The sequence below is a fragment of the Paenibacillus sp. JDR-2 genome (genome assembly GCF_000023585.1).
In the GTDB taxonomy this organism is placed as follows: Bacteria; Bacillota; Bacilli; order Paenibacillales; family Paenibacillaceae; genus Pristimantibacillus.
This window is the reverse complement of the sequence record NC_012914.1, coordinates 1,826,955-1,847,380: the sequence shown is the minus strand read 5'-3', so window position 1 is coordinate 1,847,380 and position 20,426 is coordinate 1,826,955. Positions and strand designations below refer to the sequence as shown.

General features: G+C 48.3%; 25 protein-coding genes. 1 reads left to right on the top strand and 24 read right to left on the bottom strand.

Translation table 11 applies throughout. The annotated features are described in order from the left end of the window. Nucleotides 1-3: 3 nt before the first annotated feature. The 22 genes from PJDR2_RS08055 to PJDR2_RS07950 all read right to left on the bottom strand — a co-directional run bounded on the left by PJDR2_RS08055 (nt 4) and on the right by PJDR2_RS07950 (nt 17,206). Entirely contained in the window at nt 4-225 is a 222-nt protein-coding gene (locus PJDR2_RS08055) for a hypothetical protein (RefSeq protein WP_015843174.1), read from the bottom strand. Next, nucleotides 222-551 (bottom strand): hypothetical protein, encoded by a 330-nt coding sequence (locus PJDR2_RS08050; protein WP_015843173.1) that lies wholly within the window; start codon nt 549-551, stop codon nt 222-224. Before PJDR2_RS08050 ends, PJDR2_RS08055 begins: the two co-directional genes overlap by 4 nt. 12 nt (nt 552-563) lie before the next feature. Beyond that, nucleotides 564-980, bottom strand: a complete 417-nt coding sequence (locus PJDR2_RS08045; RefSeq protein ID WP_015843172.1) for a hypothetical protein — start codon at nt 978-980, stop codon at nt 564-566. Beyond that, a complete protein-coding gene (locus PJDR2_RS08040; protein ID WP_015843171.1) occupies nt 980-2,554 on the bottom strand; it encodes a hypothetical protein in 1,575 nt (524 codons plus the stop codon). Before PJDR2_RS08040 ends, PJDR2_RS08045 begins: the two co-directional genes overlap by 1 nt. A 9-nt stretch (nt 2,555-2,563) precedes the next feature. Next, nucleotides 2,564-2,926 carry a DUF6711 family protein gene (locus tag PJDR2_RS08035; RefSeq protein ID WP_265525112.1) on the bottom strand — a complete coding sequence of 121 codons (363 nt, stop codon included), beginning with the start codon at nt 2,924-2,926 and terminating at the stop codon, nt 2,564-2,566. A 4-nt stretch (nt 2,927-2,930) separates the two neighbouring features. Further along, nucleotides 2,931-5,537, bottom strand: a complete 2,607-nt coding sequence (locus PJDR2_RS32355; RefSeq protein WP_015843169.1) for a phage tail protein — start codon at nt 5,535-5,537, stop codon at nt 2,931-2,933. 50 nt (nt 5,538-5,587) lie between these two features. Then, on the bottom strand, nt 5,588-5,869 hold the full coding sequence (locus PJDR2_RS08025) for a hypothetical protein (RefSeq protein ID WP_015843168.1): 282 nt from the start codon (nt 5,867-5,869) through the stop codon (nt 5,588-5,590). Between the two features lie 53 nt (nt 5,870-5,922). After that, nucleotides 5,923-6,273 carry a hypothetical protein gene (locus PJDR2_RS08020; protein WP_015843167.1) on the bottom strand — a complete coding sequence of 117 codons (351 nt, stop codon included), beginning with the start codon at nt 6,271-6,273 and terminating at the stop codon, nt 5,923-5,925. 51 nt (nt 6,274-6,324) lie between these two features. Continuing rightward, entirely contained in the window at nt 6,325-7,032 is a 708-nt protein-coding gene (locus PJDR2_RS08015) for a phage tail tube protein (RefSeq protein WP_015843166.1), read from the bottom strand. A 12-nt stretch (nt 7,033-7,044) separates the two neighbouring features. Next, complete coding sequence (gene gp17 / locus PJDR2_RS08010) at nt 7,045-7,425, bottom strand: tail completion protein gp17 (protein ID WP_015843165.1); 381 nt, start codon at nt 7,423-7,425, stop codon at nt 7,045-7,047. Between the two features lie 7 nt (nt 7,426-7,432). Then, nucleotides 7,433-7,885 carry an HK97-gp10 family putative phage morphogenesis protein gene (locus PJDR2_RS08005; protein ID WP_015843164.1) on the bottom strand — a complete coding sequence of 151 codons (453 nt, stop codon included), beginning with the start codon at nt 7,883-7,885 and terminating at the stop codon, nt 7,433-7,435. 3 nt (nt 7,886-7,888) lie between these two features. Then, nucleotides 7,889-8,200 carry a phage head closure protein gene (locus PJDR2_RS08000; RefSeq protein WP_015843163.1) on the bottom strand — a complete coding sequence of 104 codons (312 nt, stop codon included), beginning with the start codon at nt 8,198-8,200 and terminating at the stop codon, nt 7,889-7,891. Beyond that, the gene (locus tag PJDR2_RS07995) at nt 8,197-8,478 is read right to left on the bottom strand and encodes a hypothetical protein (RefSeq protein ID WP_041614102.1); all 282 of its coding nucleotides are present in this window, start codon (nt 8,476-8,478) and stop codon (nt 8,197-8,199) included. Before PJDR2_RS07995 ends, PJDR2_RS08000 begins: the two co-directional genes overlap by 4 nt. A 43-nt stretch (nt 8,479-8,521) precedes the next feature. Beyond that, complete coding sequence (locus PJDR2_RS07990) at nt 8,522-9,130, bottom strand: hypothetical protein (RefSeq protein ID WP_015843161.1); 609 nt, start codon at nt 9,128-9,130, stop codon at nt 8,522-8,524. Between the two features lie 57 nt (nt 9,131-9,187). Continuing rightward, nucleotides 9,188-10,390, bottom strand: coding sequence for a phage major capsid protein (locus PJDR2_RS07985; protein ID WP_049790125.1), 1,203 nt, complete (start codon nt 10,388-10,390; stop codon nt 9,188-9,190). Between the two features lie 44 nt (nt 10,391-10,434). Continuing rightward, on the bottom strand, nt 10,435-11,070 hold the full coding sequence (locus PJDR2_RS07980) for an HK97 family phage prohead protease (protein WP_015843159.1): 636 nt from the start codon (nt 11,068-11,070) through the stop codon (nt 10,435-10,437). Then, entirely contained in the window at nt 11,039-12,268 is a 1,230-nt protein-coding gene (locus PJDR2_RS07975; RefSeq protein WP_265525170.1) for a phage portal protein, read from the bottom strand. Before PJDR2_RS07975 ends, PJDR2_RS07980 begins: the two co-directional genes overlap by 32 nt. Before the next feature lie 427 nt (nt 12,269-12,695). After that, nucleotides 12,696-14,408: a terminase large subunit gene (locus PJDR2_RS07970; RefSeq protein WP_015843157.1), complete on the bottom strand. Its 1,713-nt coding sequence runs from the start codon at nt 14,406-14,408 to the stop codon at nt 12,696-12,698. Then, nucleotides 14,405-14,815 (bottom strand): hypothetical protein, encoded by a 411-nt coding sequence (locus PJDR2_RS07965; protein WP_015843156.1) that lies wholly within the window; start codon nt 14,813-14,815, stop codon nt 14,405-14,407. The genes PJDR2_RS07970 and PJDR2_RS07965 overlap by 4 nt, the downstream gene beginning before the upstream one ends. A 307-nt stretch (nt 14,816-15,122) precedes the next feature. Then, nucleotides 15,123-15,437, bottom strand: coding sequence for an HNH endonuclease (locus PJDR2_RS07960; protein WP_015843155.1), 315 nt, complete (start codon nt 15,435-15,437; stop codon nt 15,123-15,125). Further along, entirely contained in the window at nt 15,434-15,826 is a 393-nt protein-coding gene (locus PJDR2_RS07955; RefSeq protein ID WP_015843154.1) for a hypothetical protein, read from the bottom strand. The genes PJDR2_RS07960 and PJDR2_RS07955 overlap by 4 nt, the downstream gene beginning before the upstream one ends. A 651-nt stretch (nt 15,827-16,477) precedes the next feature. Beyond that, nucleotides 16,478-17,206, bottom strand: coding sequence for a hypothetical protein (locus tag PJDR2_RS07950; protein WP_015843152.1), 729 nt, complete (start codon nt 17,204-17,206; stop codon nt 16,478-16,480). 89 nt (nt 17,207-17,295) lie between these two features. Between PJDR2_RS07950 and PJDR2_RS07945 the strand changes: the two genes are divergently transcribed. Then, entirely contained in the window at nt 17,296-17,490 is a 195-nt protein-coding gene (locus tag PJDR2_RS07945) for a hypothetical protein (protein ID WP_015843151.1), read from the top strand. Here the strand turns inward: PJDR2_RS07945 and PJDR2_RS07940 are convergent. Both PJDR2_RS07940 and PJDR2_RS07935 read right to left on the bottom strand, forming a co-directional pair. Next, the gene (locus PJDR2_RS07940; protein WP_015843150.1) at nt 17,484-17,873 is read right to left on the bottom strand and encodes a hypothetical protein; all 390 of its coding nucleotides are present in this window, start codon (nt 17,871-17,873) and stop codon (nt 17,484-17,486) included. The genes PJDR2_RS07945 and PJDR2_RS07940 overlap by 7 nt on opposite strands. Before the next feature lie 824 nt (nt 17,874-18,697). Beyond that, on the bottom strand, nt 18,698-20,425 hold the full coding sequence (locus PJDR2_RS07935; RefSeq protein ID WP_015843148.1) for an SGNH/GDSL hydrolase family protein: 1,728 nt from the start codon (nt 20,423-20,425) through the stop codon (nt 18,698-18,700). Between the last annotated feature and the right edge of the window lies 1 nt (nt 20,426).

The following is a 20,426-nucleotide window of genomic DNA, read 5'->3' as shown; positions in this document are numbered from 1 at the left end:
CCCTTAGATATAAGCGTCAACGCCGCAGGTCGCCGCATATAACGGCTGGCTGTCTCCGGCATTGCGGTATGTGTGAAGCCAATAGGTGACCGTTGCCTTGATTATCAGCCCCGCAACATTGACGCTCTCGATTGTCTCGGGTACCGCGGCTCGTACGGTCTTGCTGACCAGCGTTGGAACAGCGAGAGTCTGGTTATGCTGCGTGATGCAGGTTATCCGCCTCATGTCCGCTGCACCTCGATGGTAACGGCTACGGTCAGGCTCTGCGATGCTGTCTTGTTGATGATCGCGTCCGAGCTGACCAGCCCGGCAGCACCTAGCAGTCCAATAGAGCGGATAGCTCCGTTACCTTCAGTTTCGGAGAAGACGGTGGTCTTCGTCAGCGTGGTTGCCGTAACGACCGCAGCAGCATCTTTCCGCGCCATTTCTCCGATCAGGCTGGCAGCTCCCACCGCAGGTTGCGCTCCGGACGCTACCGCAATGCTCCCGAGGTTTGCCGAAAGATGCGATAGGATGGAGCTGATTGTGCTGTCATGCACCTGTCCTGGCATAAAAGCCGCCTCCTAACTATTTGGATATAGTACGAATGTTTCACCGCATATCGCGGCCCCGCAGTACCGGAAGCTCTGGTAGACTAGCACGCCGAAGTCCATCAGCAGCTTGACGTTCGTCTCCAGCCGGTTGGCATCCTCCCAATTGAACCGGACGCCCGGGCCCCATGCTTTAGTGCCGGGATATCCCGCAGGCGTGATGAATGCCGCCCGGATTGCCTCCAGGTTCTGCTCAATGCGCTTGATGCTCGAGAGGAAGTCGACGTAAGACTGCGTCCGGTTTGTTACAGTGGTCAGCGACGGCATGGTGTACTGAATCGAATTAAGGTAAGCTGCGACTTCCTTGATGTTGTTCTCGATCCGGTTGAAGTCTTCTGCATTAATGGAGTTAGTCGAGAGCCAGTCTATTTTGGGAGTAATCCATGCCATTAGCTGACCGCCCCCTTAGCCTCTGTCTGCGCTGTGAGGTAGCCTTGGTATGTGATGCTCGTCTTCGTGATGCGTGCCTGTAGATCAGCGCCGTAGGAGTTTTCAATTGCGATAAAGTCACCGAGTTCATGGGCCGGATTGCCGCGCCAGTTGATGCTCGACTTTGCTCGGAACTGCGTTTGAGCGAGAATCCAATCAGCCACCGCCGTAGCCCCGGCAGCCGTGTTAATGAGGGTGTTCTGATCAAGCTTAAGCGTATCTCCGCTATCCACTCCCGCGGCGCTCACAGAGCTCACAGCAGACGTGTCGAGGTCCGTCCAGTATGAGACATCCACTTGCTTAACGATGCTCTCCTGCACGAACTCAGGCTCGTCATAGGCGTTATCGAAGTCAACGCGATCAGCAAGGGTAAAGTCGATCAAACGCTTCAGTGTGATGGTTCCGCCCCGGGTGATGAATACGTTACAGCGGCCGGCAATGGCAACCATCTGCAACACGCTTTTGCAGTCCGTTTTCTTCGCCATTGAGTTAGTCGATACACCATTGAGCGATGAGTCCAAACTGTAATTCGTAATGCCGCATGTAGCGAATAGCTGAGAGGCCAAAGCAAAGAGCGTTTTGTCGCTCGGCGTAAGCTGCTCATACTCGTAATTCGCCATAAGGTCGAGGGTAGTCCGGGCTGTGAAAGAGGCCGTCAGCGCCCCTGCATCGCTGGTCCAGTCAACGAGAAAGTACCGGCCTACCGGAACATATTCGATAAGTCCGCCTTCGACCGTCACGCCGAGCTCCGCATCGATCTGTTGCCGCTGCTGCAAGTACTTATAAAAGCCGGTCGGGTTCAGGATGTTGAAGGCGCGGTCGCTATTGTCTACGGTGAACCGAAATTCCGGCGAAGGGAGCTGCCCGCTGGTCATGTCCATCTCCTCAATCAAATCGAAGGAGACAAGGGAATCGTCGGTGTACACTTCGACAATTCCGAAATCAATCTCCAGCACCCGGACCCGCCTGTTGCCGACATTCCACTTGGTTATGGTCACGATGATCTTTTTGTAATCCAGCAGCTCGCCATGTAGCGGAACAAGTGGAGCGGTATTGCCGACCTTATCTACGCTTGAAATTAAGACACCGGAGGCGTTATAAGCGCTTATGTTGAAATCGACTGCATATTCGTTATTGAACGGGTCGAAGGTGATCGATGTCCCCGCGCTCCGATGCGTTGAATTGAAGTTAATCTCGATGGTCTGAGGTGTCGTGAACACTCCATCAGCCCCGCAGAGCGACGTGCCAACATAGCCGACCTCGCCGTTATTGGCCGGAGTCGTATCGTCAGGAAAAGAAAAAGAACCGTCCAACCGGAAGCGGTCCTTTTCGAGTGTTGCTAGGTTCCATGTAGCATCGCGCTTGTTGTCGATTAGCTGCGAGGTATTGCTGATCAATGTAAGCCCGCCATTCGCTACTATGCTGCTGACGTCGCCTGCTGCTGTAATGTCTACGATGTTGAAAGTTACCTTGCCGGTGACGCGTCTGGTAGGCGCGTAGATCGCTTCTTGAAAGCCTGCTGTTACTGGATACATAGCGCCCACCTATCTTTCGATCAAATTAAATTTCACGTCCTTGTATCGGATAATGCCGTTAATGTAGTCCATGGCCGGAGCTGATCGGTCGCCCGCATAGAAGGAAGCCGTCCGGAACAACCCGTTCTGCGGATTTAGATATTTCACATCAAAGAAGTTTCCGGAGACGGCTTGCAGCAGCTTAGCCAAATCCGCAGCACTTAGGTAAACCCATTGCAGATCGATTTTATCCTTAGTGGCTATGAGTTCTTTAATCATGGTCCCGCGGGCATTCCGGTTCGATTTCACCAGGTCCTGTTTAGTAACGGTGTACCCGCCCGGAGAAGGAGTCGGCATTACAACTCCATTTATGGTTAATAGAGGTTGGCTCAATACCTCACCCCCCTGTTGCTGTAATCATGGAGCCGCCGATCCTGCTGGTTTCTTTTTGCATGTAAGGCTGGATAACCCTCGCAACCTCTACCCCGCCGATCTGGATGATCGTGTCTCCGCCGCCGCGGTTGTTGCCTTGGCCCATTTGCATAGCCGTCATGACAGCAGTTCCGAGTGCGCTGGCAATCTTGTCCGTAAACGATGTGTTCTCGAGAGGGACGATCATTTCCGCACCGGCCTCACCAGCAATGTAGTTGCCCATATTCGTTTTACCGTCCACAATACCACCGCGAGCCAGCTTCTGAATTGGTTTAATATTAATGCCAAACGACTTGCCGCCATACTTAGGAACCCACTCAGGGATGTCGATATGAATGGAGTTTAACGCCTCGATAACCGCATTGATTCCGTCAATGATCATATTGAGCGGGAATTTGACAATGCCCCACAAAGACTCGAAGACTCCTTTAAATATCTGGCGTACTCCATCCCATGCTTTACTCCAATCGCCAGTAAATGTACCTGTGATGAAAGTCATGAGGCCGATGAAGATATCTTTAGCGCCGTTGATGATGGTCCCGATGGATCTGAATGTGTTGTCGAATACACTCAAAAAGACATTTCCGATATATGAAGCGAGTGGCTTCAGCACAGTGTTCCAAACAGTGGTCAGAACATCGCCGAATACGTTGAATGCGGGCGCTGCATTATTAACAATGAAATCGCGCAGAGGCTGCATTACCTTTTGCCATAGGAAGGTAAGTACGGCGGACACCGCTTCTACAGCGGGACCGAACATTTCTCCCAAGGCTTTACCAAATGGCACGAGCACGTTCGTCCAAAGGGATTTAGCAGCCTTCGATACGACATCGAATGCAATTGCCAACACGTCTGCAAGGATGCTAGCCATCGGGCTCAGTACGCCTTGCCACAACGCTGTCATGAACTCCCCGAATGGTACGAGGACATTCTTCCAAAGCCACTCGGCGGCATTCTGCACGGCTTGCCACGCTTTAGGCAGCACATCCATGAGCCACGCACCGAAAGGTTTCAGGACGTTATTCCAAAGGACCTGCATCGCTTCGGAGAACTTGTTCCAGTATTCAACACCCTTTGTCGCCAACCATTCGCCCATTGGAACGAGCGCCTTCTCCCATAACCATTGAGCAGCCTCGCCGATTGCCTTCAGGATCCCGTCAACAAAGCCTTTGAATTTATCATTAGTCCGGTAGAAGTAAACGAACGCCGCGACGGCAGCTGCGATAGCAATGGCAATTAATCCAATAGGCGAGACAAGGAGGGCGAACGCTGACCCGATGCTGGACATAGCGCTTGTTACCCCCTTCACGATGGCTCCCCATTTGCTGATAAGGAATGCCGCCGCGAGGGCTGCGCCGATGCCGGACAGTGCCGCGATAATGATGTCTTTGTGCTCCTTGATGAAGTCAGACATGCTGCCGATAGCAGCCTTGACCTTGTCGGCCATGGCCTTGATCTTCTCGGATACTGCGACAGTAGATTCTGCAAACCCGCCCATATCGAGCGGTGGAATCGTCGTTGCATCAATCCCGCCGCCTGCACCTGCCCCTTTGTCGTCCCCAGCTCCGGAGTCCGAATTGTCATCGAGGTTGTGGGTCTCGTCAAAACTTGCGAGATTGCTCGCAGCTTTCTTAGCGGCTTTTCCAGCTGCTTTATAGGCGTCGCCAAGATCCCCGACAGCAGCAGTCTGTGCCCCGGTTGCTTTCGTCTGAGTCTGTGTTTGCTTAGCTGCGCTCTTGCCGAATAATGCTTGTGAGAACTGTGCCACTATGTTCATGACGTAGAGAAGTCCCTGCGCCAGCTTTGTCAGGATCGGAAGAACAACATTCAATATAGGCAAGAACACTTGCCCGAGCGCCGTCTTCACATCCTTCATGGTTTCGGTGAACATCAGGAGTTTAGTACTTGTATTGTCTGCCACCGTGTCGCCGTATTTCCTTGATGCCTGTTCCAGGATTGAGAAGTATAAGATCTGCTGTTGTGTTTGGAAGCTCAACTGCGACCATGACTTATCGCCAGCAAACCGCTTGAATGCCGCTGTAGATGTCAGCATGGATTGGTTGATGTTAATGCCCAGGTCCTCAATTGCGTCCGTCTCGCCCAACAGGCCGGAACGAATGCGCTCTGTTACGTCTTGCATACTGCGCCCCGTTGCTGATGCGACGACGCCGGCAGCTTTCAGCAGGTCTTGCGTTTTCTTCATCACATCATCCGTACCGCTTGCGAAGCTGCTGATTAGGTTGCCGAATGTCGCGCCGTATTGAATCGCGCTCGTCCGTCCTAATCCGAATGCCCTTGCTCCGCTCTTGGCCCAATCGTCAAAAGCCTTTGCGCTGGTCCCCATCTGCCGGTTAATCTGCTGGACTGCCGCCTCATAGGTCATGGCTTGCTTGGCTGCATCCTTAAATACAGCACCGATGCCAACAGCAGCCAATGTCGCGGTGATTGTCTTCATTGCTCCGGAGACCTTGTTTTTGAAATCGGATATGTTCTGCTGAGCCTTTTTCATTTCGTTCCGCATGCCAGAGAAGTCCGCCCCGGCCCGGATCATTAGGTTTTTTACTACTGCCAAAGTGTCTACCTCCTTTCATAGACAAATAAAAAAGGCGCTCGATTGAGCACCTAGTAAGTCGTGCCGCCGAGAGCCTCGTTTAGACGTTTCACCTCCGCCAGCATATCTGCAGCGGTCTGTTTCTTCGGTTTCTCTTCTTTTCCGGATCCAAACACCTTGTCAGCGCTTGGGAATTTCTTAACGCGGTTGTAATACGCACCCAGGTAGGCCGCTTCGACTAAACGTTGATCATTTTTCTTTTCCCCGATGCTCCACTCCTCAATCATCATGTTGAGCTCATGAGGAGTCATCTCGTCGTATTCATGCACTTTCAAGCCGATCCGGAATGCCATCCGCAGCGACTTTTGCCAATCGAATGGGGAATCATCAGGTGGTTCGTCGCCATCTACTTCCCCGCCGGCTGCTCGTTTCCCTCAGTTGCGAAATCGCCGAACGCATTGGAAAACGCTTTTTGCATTGCTTCGATGATGTCTGAGAACCTAGCAGCCTCATCTAACAGGTCTTCCATTTGATCGAGCTTCAGGTCCTCGTCATTCTTTTGGGCGTCGGATAGCAGGCCGCAGTAAAGGAATTTCTCGACTTCTTCCAGGTCGAAGCTGTTGGCTTCCAAGTCCTCAATGCTCTTCCCTGTGATTGCGGAAAGACGCTTCAAAGCCTTATGACCGTAACGCAGCTCGCGCGGACGGTCCAAATGGATAATGACAACATCGTTATTGTTCTGGTTTTCGTTTGGCATGAATGTTCCTCCTTAAAATATAAAAGCCGGAGCAGAAGCCCCGGCAGTTAATTAGGCTGTCTTAGCGACTGTTACCTCGTATACCTTCGTTGTCTTGCCGGACTCTGTAGCCAAGATCGTCAGCTTCTTACCAACGTTCAAAGTAACAGGGATTGCAGCGGACGCAGATCCGCTTGTGAGAGCCTGCGATAAGACTCCGTCAATGTACAAAGCGAGCGTGTGATTAGCTGCTGTAGCAGTCAGTGTGACACTTGTAGCAGTCACGCCGCTGAAGGTGTACAGATAGTTGCCGTTCGAGAATGTCGGCGTCAGAGCGCCACCTGCGCCTGTCAAGGACAATGCTGTTAAGCCCCCAGAAGGTGTAAGTCCGAGTGCCGGGGCGCCGGAGACTTTGATTGTCGCCTCGAAGCTGACGACGTCCTCCAGTTCTGCGCTAGTAGAAATGCCGGTCGCGATTCCGTTGAGCGTCCACGAGGCTCCGAGGGCAGGCGGGAAGAGTATGGTATACGAATCCAATGATCCTTGGTTAAATGCTTGGTAGACAGCCATTTGACCAATGTCACTCGTATTGAAAAAGCCGGATATACTAACCTCTCCACCATCTTTTAATCCTTGCAGAAATTCCCGCCAGCCGTTGCTGTCGAGCGTTGTTACATCGATCGTGTCCGCAGATAATTCTGGACCGCTGATCGAAGTCAGTTCGGCCACGTAGTTTGCCCCAATTTGAATTTTGGTTCCTGATGCTTTGCTTTTAGGCACTTGGTTTCCCCCTTAAAAGTAAACTTGAAAATCAATTAGGCAGCGGTGGAGTTTGGGAGCCGATTCGTAAAGTTCAACCGGCTTCTGATAAGTTAACTCTTGAATGTAAGGTCCCTCGCTGCCGATCTGCCGCAGTTCAAAAGATTTGAGTATCGTTATAACCGCTCTGGTCAGTTCTTTCATGCTGCTGTATGTTGCACCAATGATGTTTAACTCAACATCGACGCTTTGCCCGCCGATGAAGCCGTCAAGCCCCTTCGTCGGTTCTCCTTCGCTCGAGATGTAGACCACGTACGGCGCTTTAGGAGCGTTAGAGGCATCGAGTGGGTATATCTTGCCTACCAGCTCAGGAACAGCGCTCAATTCGGCTGTCAGAGCCTCCTCGAATGTCATGCAATCCTCACCCTCTCATAACCTTCATGACTTCTTTGCCGGCAACCTCGACTACCTTGGCTTCAATCGCTTTGACGTTGTTTGTCATGGCATTTCGTAAATAGCGGTAGCCGGGAATGTAGCGGCCGTCTTCAGTCATGAACCCGTACTCCTGGGAAGCCGGATAGTAATAGCGGGTGCCGTCTTTGGCGTACTTCACGAATAAATCATTCTTGGCCGGATCCATCATGATGTCATACACCTTCTTGCCGATCTTCGTCCGGCGCTCTGCCTTGAGCACAATGCCTCGTTTCAATTCGCCCGTATCTTCCGGCGCGTTCTTCCGGGCTGCTTTCAATGGGATTGTCGCACCCGCCCGAGCTGCCCTGGTAACAACCGTCTGCGGAACACGTTCCAATTTGTTCATCATCTTGATGAGATTGTCCATGCCATCAATCTTGAAGCCCTTGTCCTTAGCCATCGTCTACGCCTCCATTGGAAAGCGAGAGCAGATTAGCTCCAGTTTCTCGCCAGTCCTCGAAAAGGTCCGAATGATGTGGTACACGGTTCCCTCAAAACACAATTGAGGCTGGGCGGCATATTCCTCCGCCCTCACCTCGAATACAATCTCCGGCTTCATGCCGGACGCTGCGGCTTGATAAAACTCCGACTGCCGGACTGACTTCTTATTAGCAAGTATTGGCCCAGATTTTATCGGGTAGCCCTCAACAACCTCGCCGTACCCATTGCGCCCTTCTGTTGGCTGTATGAGTTCGACAGCATCCCTCCACATCATGACGGCGCCGCCTCGTTCGTATATTCCTGTGAAAGCGTCAGGTGAGCTTTCAGGGATTCATATGAGGATTGGAGCCGTTCTGCATCAGGGTTGTCGAAGCCAAAGTTAGCCTTGCAGTAGACCGTGACTGCTCGTTTAATCAGCGGATCAGTTAGATCTTCTGTTTTGGCCAGGGAAGCTCCAGCTAGGCGAAGGTCGTTCTTGGCCGCCTCAATAAGATCGTTAACCTCGCCATCAAATAACGTATTGCTCCTGCTGATTCGCAGCGCGGCTTTCATATCGTCCAGTATCGCCACGATTAGCCTCCTCAATGGGACGCATCTATACTGTCAATTCGACATTTACTTGCGTCCCGTTTAATGCGCTACTGAGCGTAAATGTATTGTTTTCCATAGCGACCGCATCTAGCGTAATAGTCGGTGCTGTTGCCTCACGCGCTCCATTCCTATATGCAGCAATTACCGAGTTACGATCCAGGCGATAAGGCAACCCCAGCTTAGTGCCAAAACCTATTGAAGTGGTTGCGCCTGTACCATCATGTGCCGGGATTGTAATTTTAGAAATGGTTTTAAAAGCTTTGTTCCCTGTTACAATTCCGGCTGTATCTACAGTGAAGGCCGGCAATGTTTCTGTAATTTTCTCATCAGCAAAGTTGGTCCCCTCAACCACAACCTGGATAGCCTTAATGTCCGTGGCAGTTCCACCAGCTGTTGCTGTTATATTGCGGGGCCATGCTGGTTGATTAATGCCTGTTGTAATGGTCTTTGTGGAAGCTGTACTCGCGGTTGCCGCAACTGCTCCAGCAGGGGCGGCGGCTGATGCAGCAACCGATGAAACTTCAATGTCAGCAATATGTTTTTCTCTAACAGAAAATCCATTTTGCAAATCCGTTTTAAGCTTGTTTGTACGCGGCCTCTTTGATTTCTTCATTTTCACACCTCCAAAAAAATAAGGAGACTATAATAAGTCTCCTTTGGTCTTCACCTTCTAACCTTTCTTGACGCGCAAGAAGCCGTTTTTCGATACAACGTTGCCGCCGGCAAAGACGGAGCCGCGGTGAGCAATCATGCCTTGTTTAAACTTGAAGTCAGTGGAACGCTGAACGTCAAGATCAGAGAAGATTGTCAGCATATAATTGCTCAGTGGACCATACGCCATTGAATACTGGCCAGTAGACGTTGTTGCATCAGAAACAGCTTTACAAGCACTGTTAATGATGAATGGAACGCCATCGATAGTGCCAGTGTTTCCGTTCGGTACAACATCGTATATTTTTTCGCCATCATCGCCACGGAGAGTTGCAAATGATTTAAGGTCCTTTTTATTCAGAATCAAGACCGCAGCATCTTCAACCTCTTCGTCACCACCATAGGAATATACGATATTATCCAGGGTATCTTCGTCGATGGATACGATCGCTAAGTCTGTGGCCGAATCAATGGCAGTAGCCGCCGCCGAGAAGATACCTGTAAGATGATCTGTAGTGCCGTCACCAACAAGGATTTCACGGGTGATTTTTTTGCGTGCAGCAATACTGATACCCTTCATAACTTCGCTGTCGTAATCGGCCGCTGGCAATTTTTGAATCTCCTCAGAATCCTCGGCGTAAGCAGTAATCTTGGATTTGGACATTTGAGCATATCCAAAGATCGGTTCTGCCGAAGCGTAATCAGCTCCTTCAGCAGTGTAATCGCCCGTACCGTAACCTTTTACATAAGATTGTTTGAAACTTTCACCACCAAGCAACGGCTTAACGGTAACGCGGTCAACCAGACTGGAGACCTCATTGAAAGTTGGGCGAATGTCCGATGCCTGATATCCAGGTAAAATAACCCCGGCAGAGCCAACGGTTACTGAGCGATTTTCTTTAAGCGCGTTACCGCGAGCCGTAGAGGCTTTACGAGCTTCTTTAGCTGGATCCGCAACATCACCAGGAGTAAAAGTAGCCGTTTGACGAACTTCAGTATCTCCCGTATTGATTGCAGCAGCCATAGCTGCGCGTTTTTCGCGCTGACGAATCTCTTTTTCTTCGTCCTGAAGAGCGCGGAGTTCAGTTTGAAGCTCATCCAGATTTACATCGTCGGTACCTTCCAACAGGCTGCGGATCTCTTGCTTGCGGACATCGATTTCTTTGAAGCGTTTTTCTGCATCAACCTCAGCGCCAAACAATTGAAGATCAAGATCAAGCATAAATTTCTTTTTCATATTGAATAATCATCCTTTCGAAATTGGGTTTATAAGTAAGTTTGAAGCAGCAATTTCTTTCTCCGTTCAGCAGCTACCGCCACTTGCTCTTCCTTCTCAATAACCATTTCGAAGGCGGAACGGGCCGAAATTGAAGTTGTATCATAAGCGGGAATATCCACCGCGGAAACATCGTAAACTTTCTTGATTCGAAGAACGGTACGAGTCCGCGTTTCATTGTCATAAGAGGCTTCCTTAACCGTATAGGCGTAGCTCATACGATCGATGTAGCCGCCTTTAATTTCCTCATATAACTTGCGGCCTTCCTCCGTCCCATCCAGACGCGCCCGAATGAATAACCCCTTGTTATCAACCTTCAACTCGAGCGTCTTATTACGCGTCCGCGCCATAACTTTGCCGCCGTGGTTGTAATTAAAGATCACGTCGCTCATATCCGCATCAGCAAGAGCTGTAGGCGCCACTTTTTCCTTATATTGCATGTCGCCATACTCATAAAGGACAGTCGTTTCATTGAACCGGCAAGCATAGCCTTCAACGTACAGAGCTTGTTCTTCATCACCCTCTGTTTCCGTCAATGCGGATGCGCGAATTTCGAATTGGAATTCCCGGAACTCCCGATCTTTCCATCGCGCATTAGGATTCGTCTCCGTCGTCGTCTTCGTCATTTTCTTCTTCACCCCCTTTCGGTGGAGTCTTCTTCACTGGTGCAGCGTTAACCGTTGCTGTATCAAGCCGGCGAATTGGCTCGTCGCCACCTTCAACTGGAGCCATGTTCATGACTTCACGCCATTCATTAGGAGTCATGGCGCCGCGGTCGACCATCTGCATCAGGTCCAACTTCGTTTTCACGCTGGCGTACTGCAGCCGGTTAGCTTCAAAAACAATTTCATTACCGTGGTTTTGTTCGTTGTCGCTGAATACTTTGGTTGTGACCTCAAGGCTGGTCTGAATGGCAAAAGTCGGTTCAATGACCGATTCATAGAACGCATTCCATTCATCCTCGTTATAACTTGAATTGACGATCTTCTCATTTACGCCAAAGTACTTGTAGACCTTCTGTTCAATTAATCCCATTTGTTTGGCGTCGATCATTTTAGGGTCAGCATTTAAAGGAGTGAATTCTGCTTTGACATCCGTTGCCGCGATCCCGCCGCCGTTTTCGGGATTAAAGTAATCACGTATAAAATCATCCGTTTGCTTCTTCCGGTCGGATGGATTCAAATTCTGTGTAAATTTCAATATCCCGCGAACGAATGCGGATGATTTTATTGCATTGATAATCCCCTGATTTGTTGCCTGTATCAGTTCCAAAGTGGGTAGTAGCGGTACCTCGTTACCGCTACCGAAATCCGGGTCCGCATTAAAAAACCGACGTAAATGAATCACGTCGGAATAAGGAACTATATAGGTATGGCCTTCCTTCATCTGGAAACGAATGAAATATTCATTTTCAGTTTCAAGCATTTCCGCTCTGATGCAATCAACCGGATAAAACCCTCGTATTCGGTATCGTTCTAATGGTCCGGCGCGATCAATGATGATAAATGCATTTGATCGTAACAGCAGTTGCGTGAAAACCTTGTACCAGAAGCTATAGGCATTCTGTTTGGGGTTTGGCCTAACGCTTAGCAGCCGCTCGATATTACCGCCCATGTTCTGGACTTTTCCATTTACTCGCCGTACGTGCTTAGCTTTGATCTTTGCCGCATTTCTCGCAATTGTATCGATCGTTGAACGTACTACGTCACTTTCATACGTGTTATCACCAAAAGGCGTGAACACTGGGTTATAACCGCCCAAGAAGCGTATTTTCAATGCACTTCTGACAGCGCCAGCAAATCGACTAAATGTCTTCTGGAACATTCCCAATCATTCTCACCCCCTTCCCAGTCGGAACGCATGTTCCGACTATCCAAAAATATGTAATTTTTGTTAAGCTAGTAGAGTTCCTTAGTGCGAGAAGATTATTCCGATATCCTTTTGTTCCAAACACGTATCCTTATCTCGTCAGAAAAGTGCCCTGCTGGTTCAGCAATGGGCGTTTACTGAATGTGGATTGCAGGTGATTCGCCTGTAAACACTTTTTACCGTTACTACTTTGAAAAAAGTAGGTGGATACGGGATATCTCTCAATCGAAAGGAGCGTGGACGAATTGAATATCAAGATTAATAATTTTGAATTCAGCATCGCGCCGCGGACTATTGTGATAATCCTTGTGTTTATCTCAGCAGCCTGCGGTATAGATGTAACCCTTCCGTAAGGAGGGGTTTTCTCCTTTTATAAGCTAGTTTAGATCAGTCCCATATACTCTTCTCGATGGCGCTCGAGAGCTACATAAGCATCCAATAAAGCTGCTGTGCCATCGATTCGGCGCCGCTGGTTCTTGCCTTTGTGTGGTTGGATGGTCTGGTTTTTCAAATCAAGATCAACATGCGTATTTGATAAACACCACTTATCAATCGGGTTATTGTTGTAGTTAACCTTTTTAGCGCCAAGATCAGCTCCCAACAGTTTCATCGGTCCGGATAGAGTCGCCTTCCCCTGAGCCACCGCTTCCATTGCGCTTGGCCCAAAAAATGATGCCATTTCCTCAACCCAATAAACCGCTGAATACCGGTCATATCCAATCCACGGAATGTAAATGCCGTATTCATTTTGGATCTCGACAAACCATTCCGTAACGTATTTATGATGGACCCTATTACCAGGCGTTGTTCGAAGCAATCCGCGCTCGTGCCAGAGGTCGTATCGTATTCCATCTTCCTGGACCCGTTTCTCAAGCAAATCTTCCGGCAGCCAGTACATCTGGAGGACGTATATGGTCGGATCATCGCGCCTCATTGCGATCACCTTGGCTGCAGTCAAGTCAGTCGTTTCAGAAAGGTCAGTACCTCCGACTCCGTAAGTCAGACCAAGTTCGCGGATATCAAAAGTAGCCTCGTTGTTAAGTTCTTCAAAAGTAAGCCATGCCTCCGTTGATGTCTCCCGAACGTTGAAGTCTTTTGTCAGTAAATTCTTTACCAGCATAGGATTCTTCTTGGCCTTGTTGACCTTCGTCTGCAGTTGGTCGATACGTTTGATGGTTCCAAGCCCCGGGTTTGCTTTTTGCCAGCACTCCGGATCCGTCCATTCACTCCGGTTATCGAGCTCGTAGATGATCGGTAAAAAGTGTTCGTACGGGTCTGCCTCTCCTTCTTCCAGCACATCATTTAAGCTATTGAGCTTTTGTTCAGCTTCCTCATACTTGAGATCGAAGACCGCTTCCCTAATCGTACCGGCTGTAGTGATCATCATAATAAGAGGCTGATCGCGGGAGCTGGTACCGTCTACGATTACGTCATAAAGGTTGCGGTCTTTCCAAGCATGAATCTCATCCATCAGGGCGCCGTGTACGTTGAGGCCGTCCAGCGTCTCGCTGTCGCTTCCGAGCGGTTTAAAGGAACTGTCGTTGGTCTTTCCCACAAGCTCCGATACAAGCGGCTTTATACGCTTCCTGAGCGATGGTGACTTGTTGACCATTCGCTTTGCTTCAAGCCATACGAGTTTTGCTTGGTCCTTCTTGGTCGCGCAAGCATATACCTCTGCGCCAGGCTCGCCGTCAGCGATCTGCAGATAAAGGCCAATGCCGGAAGCAATTGTTGATTTCCCGTTTTTCCGGGCAACGACTAATAGCACCTCGCGGTATTTGCGGGTGCCGTCAATTTTATGGATGAACCCGAATGTTGCCGCAATAAAAGCCTGCTGCCAGAGTTCCAACTCTATCGACTTGCCGCCCCACTTACCTTTCGAGTGCTTGCAGTAGTTCTCAATGAACTCTATGGCGTGGTTGGCATGTCGTGGGCTGTATTCGTACTCCGACTTTTGATCATAAACATCCGCAGCCAGCTTGCGGTAAATTCGTCGGACTTTATCGCTAACCGTCACTTTGCCGCTCTCAATCTGAGCCCAATAATCGAGAACCGGGTTGTAACTTAATGGGTAAAGCTTGAGTGCAGCGCTCATCGGCTATTCACGAATCCATCGAATCCGTCATCTTTGTCCTTATCTGCTGCTGTCATATCAGGATCGGGCTTCGGCAGCATGTCCGTGAGCTGCTTAATGATGCTTTGATAGTTCTTGTTGAGCGTGTTATATAGCTGTGCTACGGGTCGAACACGCTCATAAGGAGCAGCTTGAGCCGACTGGCTGAACATCTCAACAGAACCTTTGTCACCAAGGTCATCTTCATAATCCTCCAAAGTCACCCGCATGAAAGCAGCTCTCCGAATTAGGCCGTCAGCGATCGCCATTTGATCTTTCGGCAAAATCTCATAAATCTTTCGAAGTCTCTTTTCCTCAAGCGTAATCTTCCTTTTCTTCTCCGATTTCTTCTTATTTGCCGCTTTCTGTTCGGCGGTCAACCTAGCCATATTCATCACCTCATTTCATGGGGGAGGGGGGTCATGCGCGCGCCCTGTGTGTTATTTGAAGGGGGCACATCGGTCTTAGCCGCGTCCTACCTCGATTTTCGAAGGGGGGGCCTGATCCGAAAATTTTCGACAATTCGACAAATGTCGACAAACCGCGAAAGTCAACAACTATTTTTCTTTTTTTCGAAAGTTTTTTCGGAATAATCCGAACTCTCCAATCCAAAGAAACATTCATCAAAAATGATAACGTCAGGACGAAGCCCGTCCGGGGTTTCCAGTTGTTCCTGCTTGAGCGGTTGGCATGATATCATTTTCGTTCAAACCCTCTTCCTATTGAGATCAGATTCCCTTCATCATCAAACGCAAGCCCCTCCATTACTGCTGCATTGTCATTGCCATGATGCTCCTTGTTGTGACAGTCCTGACAAAGGTACTCAAGATTCGCATGATTAAGCGATACATTCGGATCGTCAATATTCAGAGGTGTAAGGTAGCATTTATGGTGAACGATCTTACCAGGACTACCGCAGCGTTCGCATAATCCGAATACATTGGCGATATAAGAATCCCGGCATAACTTCCATGCTTTGCTGTTGTAGAACTTACGGGCCCACGGTTTCATTTTGAACTTGTCTGCAAATCGATATCAGGGATAATTGATTCTGGACGAAACACAATACGATAATGAAATGGATCTACATCGATTGCATCAGTTTGTTCCACAAGGTAGCTAACATTGTCGCTTAATCCTAGATAGTGCTTTTTATATGTGTTTTCTCCAACCTTGCAAGTTACACTCAGTCTTTTTGGATCGTCGTTGTTTCCGAGCGAACATAGTCCTTCAATGGTGAGCAAGTATTTATCAGTGATACCGTTGAAAAACACAACCCTTCTTTGCACCTCAAATGAATCAGCAGACTTTGAAATGTTTTTTGACACAGTATCGGCCTCAGTACATGCAGACATAAGAATCACCATACTTGCAAGAACGATTACTAATTTCTTTTTCATATCCATCTCCCTTTCTTGTTTCATAAGTAAGTTTCAGACATCAAGGCAACAAAAAAAGCCACTCCGCAATGTGAGTGACCCTGTTATACGTATATAGTTACAATGTGCGTTGCCTTTAAGACCTTGGAACTCACCGTCGTTCCAAACCTCCACTCCCCGCCCCTCACTATCGTTCGGCATTTCGCTATCGCAAAATGGGGATGTTGTTTTTAAACCATAATATGAATTGCCTTTAGATCAAAGGCACGGTAACACTTCGCTCACCGCAGAGCGCGCGTAGAACGCGCCATTACTTAAAAGCATACGAACTTTGTAACTTTGGAGATAAGAAGACAAGACCATTATACTGATGTTCAAATTTAGTCGTCAAATTCAAAATCAGCCGTTTTCGACCATAAACACCGAACATATGTGCCTATTCTTTACCTATCTTTATCAATAGAGTTTTTTCGAGCTTTTTCGACAGCATCTAAAAGGCGGTTAACCGTGCACACGTGTTTCTCCAAATAACCCTTGTGAAATTTCCTCATACACACGTTGCAGCGTTCTGTCTTAACCCGTGTCTTAGAGCTCTTCAAAGGATTAGCGAGCTCATTCAAACGCCTATCAACTCCTTAGATAAAATAATAAAAGCCGCTCGTGTGAGCAGCTTTATTCGTAATACCCTTTTTTTAATTCAGCCTGCAGATCAGCTCTTACTTTTGTTAATAACCGATCAATTTCTTCTTTCTTGGCACTCATTGCTTTACGTAGCTCGACCCCATCAGGGCCTTTCATTTCATCTTCAAATTCAATATCAACTAAATAATGGAGCATGTAAATACTTAATTGATGCAGTTCCTCTGCAATATTTTCGGAGAAATACAGCCATTGAAGTAATGTTTGATTTCTTGCCTCAGTCACAGACATACGTGCCTGAACGATTTCAACCCTTTTAATAAATTTTCTCAACTCAACGTATTGATGCTCCCTGTCTTCAGTCTCCCAAGAAGCAATAATAGGATCTAAATAAACATTATCGAGTTCATAAATTTCCTTTAGAGTGTGCCGCAACTCGATGCTGCTCATGTTTTTATAATCCGGTACTCTACGACCACCTCTCAATTCATTCAATCTTCCCTGGGCATTTAGGAACAACTCATACACATTAGGATATATCGCATGTTTTTTTGAATTATACAAACTGAAATCATGCATTTTCCGTTGCAAATCGAATTTGTTATACTCTTGTAAACTTTGCAATTCAGACTTATGGTTCTCTAACTTTTTGTTGAATATATGATCAACGTTAACCTTTGTGAGATATTTAACCCCCGCCCAAACTGTAATAATTAAGACGGCAACTGAAATTGTTAATTGTCCATATGTAAATGTAAACAAATTTTTTCCCCTCTCTGTCGAAAAAGAAATTCGCCATTTGAAAGGAAATTCCTTCTATTCTCCCGAAATGTAACCAAGGAGGCGATTACGTGCAACTCGAACTCATAACCGATGAAGACTTTAAATTCGCAATCGAAAGCGGCCAGACCGTTTCTTATCTTTCAACTGACTTCATTGGCAGCGGCCCGATCAGTCGCTACACCAGCGATTCTGTCCAGATCGACGGCAACCTGTTCCTTCGCTCCGAATTTAAGTTCTTCATAGAAAAAGCCATCCTTCATTGAGTGGATGGCTTAAACATTCCTGCTATATAATTTCCCAGCCGCATGCTCATCTCTGACTTAACGAGCATCTTCATGATGCCGAACTCTTCGCGATAACCCCGCAGCCTGAACTCAAAATGAATGGCAGCCGGATCGTAACGGTCCAACTTGTTCACCTTGCAGCCGATCCGTTTCAGTTCCTTCCGGATTTCATACAGGTCCGCGTGAATCCTTTTCCACAACGCATCAGCAGCTTTAATATATAACGGCTTTAGCGTATGGTCCGTGAATTCCATGTCCTTCTTGTTCTTCTCCACCAAATCGAGAAGCAGCGGCATGAGACAATAATCTCGAATTAACTCAATCTCTTCCTTGCTCGGAATATTTGGTTTTTGTCCGTCCAATTCAATCACCTCATGGCGATTATATAGCGAACAAACGTTCGAATCAAGTATTGACATATCCAGAGCCCGCACGATACGTAGTGAACTCAAGCCATGTCCCGGTTCAGGCTTTTTACGGGGAGAAAACAGCACCGGAAACGCGAAACTCCCATAGTAAAAATCGTGGGCATGGATTTGCACCATACATAGCACCATTTGACCGTCGGATTAACCGGCGGCGGCACCTTACTGGTAAGCGTCTACCTATTCCGCCACCACGATATCTCCGCAAGCTTGTGTCATTAGGCGAAGGCCATCGCCCCTTTTCTGTTAGTCGGTTGCCAACCGAGAGTGCGGAGTAAGCTAATACATCATCAGACGTTCTACAAGGCGATCTCAGACGTTGCAGGCTACCATACACAGATATACCACCACTACTCAGAACATATGTTCTGTGACCGCCTGAGAGCGTCAGATGACGAGATGCAAGGATCACCTCCGGCACAATGTCTGCCTTCAAGATGATTACTAAGGACAATCGCGATTAATCCCCGCTATGCTACCCTTGCGGTCATGCCGGAATGGGTACTGTGTTGTGTCGGGCAATGCGTTTTGTCCTCTCAACTATAAAGGGCATTTGTACGGCATAAAAACGCAAAAAAAGCCTCCGAAGAGGCTTTAACATTAACGGCTATGTTCACGATGCAATTGTTTCTCGAGCACCCTATTTGATGGTAGTGTTTTCGACTCATCCGCTCTCCCAGCTGAGCTATGGCCCCGGACAAGCAAAATAATAGCACAGACATTTCCACACTGTCAATCATTTTGCTCCTTTATTTTTACAGTCACTTCACATAGCCGAACCCTAGTATCGTAAACCTCTTGTCTTCCTGTCCGGAAGCCATTCTTATCTCGACGTTGTGCTCTCTTGTCTGCTGTTCGTTATACAAAATAACCGCATTGCAATGCGTCCAATTGTTCACATGCGGATCTGCGGTACTCACCAGTTGACCGTCCACCCAGACCTCGGCACTGCCGAAATCCTGACTGCCCGAGTCCTTGAACACTAGTAAAAGGCGCTTGCTGTTGATGGTCATTCTGAAGCCGCTCTCTCCCGACTCAGTCGAATGCATCCAGTTATGAGGGAACTGCGGCGTTCCGAAGGGATTGCTGTCCATCTCAACGAACTGCAGGTCGATGTCGCTCTGATCGAAACCGCCCGTTTCTATCCAAGCAACACCTTCATAGCTGCTCCGATCCAGCAAGCGCACGTCCACGAAATCATTCCCGATAACCGGAAGCATATCAGTCACTATGTCTTCTGCATTCGCCACTGAACGATCCGTCTCTTCGAATAAATAGGCCAAACAATCTGACATGACGGTATGGCCAACATTCGTCGGATGATAGATATCGTAGAAGAATTGCCTTTTTGATAGGATATTGCCTTCGACCTTAGCCAACTTGAACTGGTCGACTACCGCATCCTTTACGCTTACCATTGGAAGATCATAATGCCAACCGACAGGGGAAAGACGGTCCTGCAGGTTCCAGTCGTTCACAAATACGCTGAACAATAAAATAACGGCCGGCGCGTTGTCAGCATTGAGGGCTTTGAGCACCAGACTTTCATAACAGTTCCCTTTTGTCTCGTCCCCTTCATCATTTACGGCAAACTCAATGATAACGATATCCGGATCGATATCTCCATTCCGCAAAACATCCCGATCGTAACGTATCATTCCAAGTTCGGAAGGCGTGCCGCCAACCCCGGCTTTAATCAGATGGATATGCTCAGCGCCGGCACCAGCCTGCCCATACATCCTTTTAAACCGCTCATAAGCTTTGAACGCATAACACTCCGTATGAATCGGTTTCGCCCCGGCTCCTTGTGTAATGGAACCGCCAATATAGGCAATGGTAACATCCTCGCCTCGTCTTGCCTTCTCAATAGCGGCCTTCAACCGTTTGTTATTACCTTTATTCAGTAACGATTTGGCGATCATCCCGCGATAAACATCCGTCCCGAATTCAACAGGAGGTTCAACTTCCTTCTCCGGAACTTCAAATCCATCATTCAAGTACAGCTTTATGCTAACTGTCGCAAGCATACCGGCTTGGTCAAATTCAAATGCAAACTTGCCGGGCACGTCATCATCCGTTGACCATTCGATATCTGCTAGAACAACTACGGTCTCCGATCCGTCATTCTCGCAAGGAATCCGGATCCTGGTGCCAGACTCATATTTGCTTGTTTTCCCCCAATTCTCCAGACTGAAGAAAACCTCTGATCTGCAGTTGCTTTCATGTACGTTCACCGTTATCCCCATGCTATGTACCAGCTTGCGGAACCCTTTGCAGCTAGATAGAAGCGCCAATATTTCTTCGTCCTCAACGCCTCCGGAGAATTTTGCTTTCTCGCTCAGCCTTCCTTCCAGGTAGATCTCTTGCGTGAAATTCCCGTCCTGACGGGCACTTGCTTCTATTATGGTATCAAAAAGAATAAAAAATCCGCTTCGCTTCCCGGCCGGATCTTTAGGTGCTGCCGGACCTGTAAAGTTGCTATTCTGCAAA